This is a genomic window from Paenibacillus sp. P4_A7, assembly GCF_056402455.1.
Genome location: NZ_JBFUHJ010000553.1, coordinates 1 through 3,315, shown reverse-complemented (window position 1 = coordinate 3,315; position 3,315 = coordinate 1). Strand labels below are relative to the sequence as shown.

Below are 3,315 nucleotides of genomic sequence, written 5' to 3'. Positions count from 1 at the left end.
CAAATTTATCGATAAACGGCGAAGTTGTGTGGCAAGGAAACATTGCGATTAGAGGTGGGAAAGTTGGCTTGTTAGCGGGTAAAGAAAGTAACCTGTATGTGAAGTGCTTGAAGCTTGATCAGCTTGGTACAACTTGCAGATTGACCTATTTATGTACGGAAGGGCTTATTGGTGCAGGGGAAGCACCGACAAACTCATCGGATTCTCCAGAGCTTGGCAACTGGAACAAGAGCGATAGCGATCTTCTGCGTTTTGGGTTAGGTTGTCATACGGATATACCGGGCAGCAGGGTGAAGTGGAACTATCTGGGTAGACATTTTCAAATTTGGAGCCCAAAGGGCAAGCACTTCGGAAAGGTTAGGATCTATTTCGACGGAACAMTGCTCACGACAATCGATTTACAGGACACAGTAGATAGGAAGTCAGCTGTAGTATTTGAAAGCGGTGAAGTTCCATATGGCTATCATGCGGTCACTCTTGAGCTTATTGACGGGTCTATGATTTGCGATTCAATAGATTTCTGGGTTTAGTTCGTGTCAATATCATAACTGCATGTTCGCTGAAGCGGAGGTATTGGAAAAATGCTCGAAGAAAATGGCAATAGAAAGGACTTCTATATTGGTGTGGATAATGCAGGTGATCGGGAAAATGCCTATAAATATCCACTCTGGATGGAATCGCTTAAACTGCTTGGCGTTGAGTTTGTTGTTTATCACTATGTTCCACGCGGAAGTACGGCGGAGCAAATCGATTTTATTCGAGGGTTATCCAATCTTTGTGAACAAAACGGGTTGCAGTATGTGCTTAATACCGAACGCGTCAATTGGGTCGAACACTTCATTGATGATGAGGGCTGGGATTGGTGCAAAGGAGAGAATGGTCTCCATTATATGAATTTCAAACCGGAAATTTTGCAAGTTCTTACCGAATCACACGCATTCGCTGGTATCGTACTCGATGAAGCTGATCATATGCAGCTTCACCGCAGTTGGGTGTGGCAGGGGAGTGCGTCAATCAATACCAATATTGCTAATCAAGATGCTAAGAAGGATATGGTTTTTTTATGTGAAACATCGAATATGTCGTTACTTGAAGCGGAGCAGATGGTACTTGCTAATGGTAAGAGGATTACGGAGCAATGGAAAGCTGACGGTGTAGGGCAGGTAATAACCGAACACGTTTTCCCCGTATTATTCCATAACTTCGCCGAAGCAGGTATGATACCGTCCTGCAAGCTAATGAAGGAAAGCTGGTCACCTGTATGGATGGCCAGTGCAATGGGGGCTGCACTGCAATACGATCGGGAGCTATGGACGTGTCTTGATCTTTGGCTTAGTGATCGGTATCCTGGGCATTCGCCTGAAGAATTGCGAAGCAACCTAATCTATGGTTACTGGACGGGTGTCGATCGCATGTATGTTGAAAATTTGAACTTCCAGGGCAGCCTTGTTGAAATCGTGGAAGAAAATGGCGTTCAAATGAACAGAGTGACGGAATGGGGTGAGCAGCTGCAGTGGTTCACGCAACAGTATTTACCGTCGAATAAGAGGACTTATACGTTTCGTGACATCAAGCCTGAAATCGCGATCATCCGTTTTGACGATACCGACTACGGGCAAGCCAATGAACCATTCTGGCCAGAGTGGTTATATGGTTCCAAGACGTTACATTGTACACCAAGCTCGTCCCATTGGCTGAAAATTTGGAATGTAATATCACATGGCGTCATTCCTGCCGATAGCTTGTCATGGAATACGACCAAGTATGAATCCATTCCCCATCGTTCATTTGCTCCCATGAATGGAGTTATTGTGTATGATCAAAAGGTTGGAAGAGCTCAGTTGGAGTCGGTAAAACTTGCTTTTCTCAGTGGTATTACAATAAGCAGCGAGACGCTCTGCAACGTCGCAGATCTTGTTGAACTAAAAGGGCTTGTCGTTGTTGCTACACCTGAGCTTGCACCAGAGTTTCTGAAGGCTGAATACGTCAATGGAACAATGGTGAACAGCTGTGGCAATGGGATATGGATTATAACAGACGATGTCCAATCCGCCGAAGTACTGGAGTTAATCTCACCCTTTTTGGGAGCAGATGACGAAATCCGTTATGTATTTGGAAACGAGGAGATCGTATTCAAGCTTCGAGATGAAGATGAGATACAACTTGTAAAGAACAGCATATAAACCGTCATTCAATTCTGTAGACTCCACTGTGGAAGGGGATGTACTAGATGAGAATAAAAGGGATGAGCAAGTTGCTATTAGTGTCCATCATAGCTCTAATCGCACTACCTTGCTTGCTGATATATGCGGATGAGGAAGAAGAGGAGAACGTATTCCTTGATGAGGCGATGACGCCTTTCTGGTTGGGAAACTCCATGTATAATGAGTCACTGCTGATGATTTCAGAGGATGAAGAGCTTCCTGAAGCATCGTTGTTGTTTTCTCCGGAATCCATTCTTTCCGTTAAGAGCGCCCGCCATGATATCGAATATGTGGAAGGGGTAGATTGGGAGTTCAGTGGTGGCAAAATAAAACTGCTGGAAGGTTCTGGTATTCCTTATCTGACTCATGAGGAGATGTATCCTACCTCACCTCCAGTTAATGAGCAGATTCCTAGAGTGGGGGGAGGATACGCCTTATTCCGAGAAGGGACGTTTTTCCACGATCGGCAGATTGTAGTCACATATACGCACGCAGCAAATGCATAGCAGGGACCTGTACCAACGTATGGGGGAGAAAGCCTACCTCTTACAGCTTCTAAATTAACAAATGGGCTACCGTTGAAAATAGTACTTTACGGAGATAGTATTTCAGTTGGTTACAATTCTAGTGGAGTATATAATGCTCCACCTAACATGCCAACCTGGAGTGAAATGTTGGTATGGCGGTTAGAGCAAAGTTATTCTTCAGCGATAACGCTGCTTAATCCTTCTGTTGCGGGGCAAACCTCATCATGGGGAGCGGCAGAAGCCGAAACACGAGTTGCTGCGGCAGATCCTGATCTGGTTATTATAGCCTTTGGAATGAATGATGGTACTGCAGGAGTAACTCCAGCGCAATTTAAGGCTAATGTCAAAAGCATTATTGAAACCGTAAGGCTCACCAATCAAGATGCGGAATTTTTAGTTGTCGGCACCACTCTTGCCAATCCCGAAACAAATTATGCTAACCAACAAGCCAATTACTATGGCGTTCTGGAGCAGTTATCTGGAACGGGAATTGTTCCGGTCAATATGACCGGGGTTCATCAGAAACTATTGGCACATAAGGGATTCGCGGACATGACCGGCAACAATGTTAATCATCCTAATGA

General features: G+C 44.8%; 4 protein-coding genes. All 4 read left to right on the top strand.

What is annotated here, in order from left to right; all coding sequences use genetic code 11:
• Positions 1 to 530: hypothetical protein (locus AC1DWN_RS30825; RefSeq protein ID WP_477562675.1), on the top strand; the 530-nt coding region annotated here is incomplete at its 5' end.
• Positions 531 to 581: 51 nt separating this feature from the next.
• Positions 582 to 2,183: a hypothetical protein gene (locus tag AC1DWN_RS30820; protein WP_477562674.1), complete on the top strand. Its 1,602-nt coding sequence runs from the start codon at positions 582 to 584 to the stop codon at positions 2,181 to 2,183.
• Positions 2,184 to 2,230: 47 nt separating this feature from the next.
• The gene (locus tag AC1DWN_RS30815) at positions 2,231 to 2,710 is read left to right on the top strand and encodes a hypothetical protein (protein WP_477562673.1); all 480 of its coding nucleotides are present in this window, start codon (positions 2,231 to 2,233) and stop codon (positions 2,708 to 2,710) included.
• Between the two features lie 72 nt (positions 2,711 to 2,782).
• On the top strand, positions 2,783 to 3,315 hold a 533-nt coding region (locus tag AC1DWN_RS30810), incomplete at its 3' end, for an SGNH/GDSL hydrolase family protein (protein WP_477562672.1).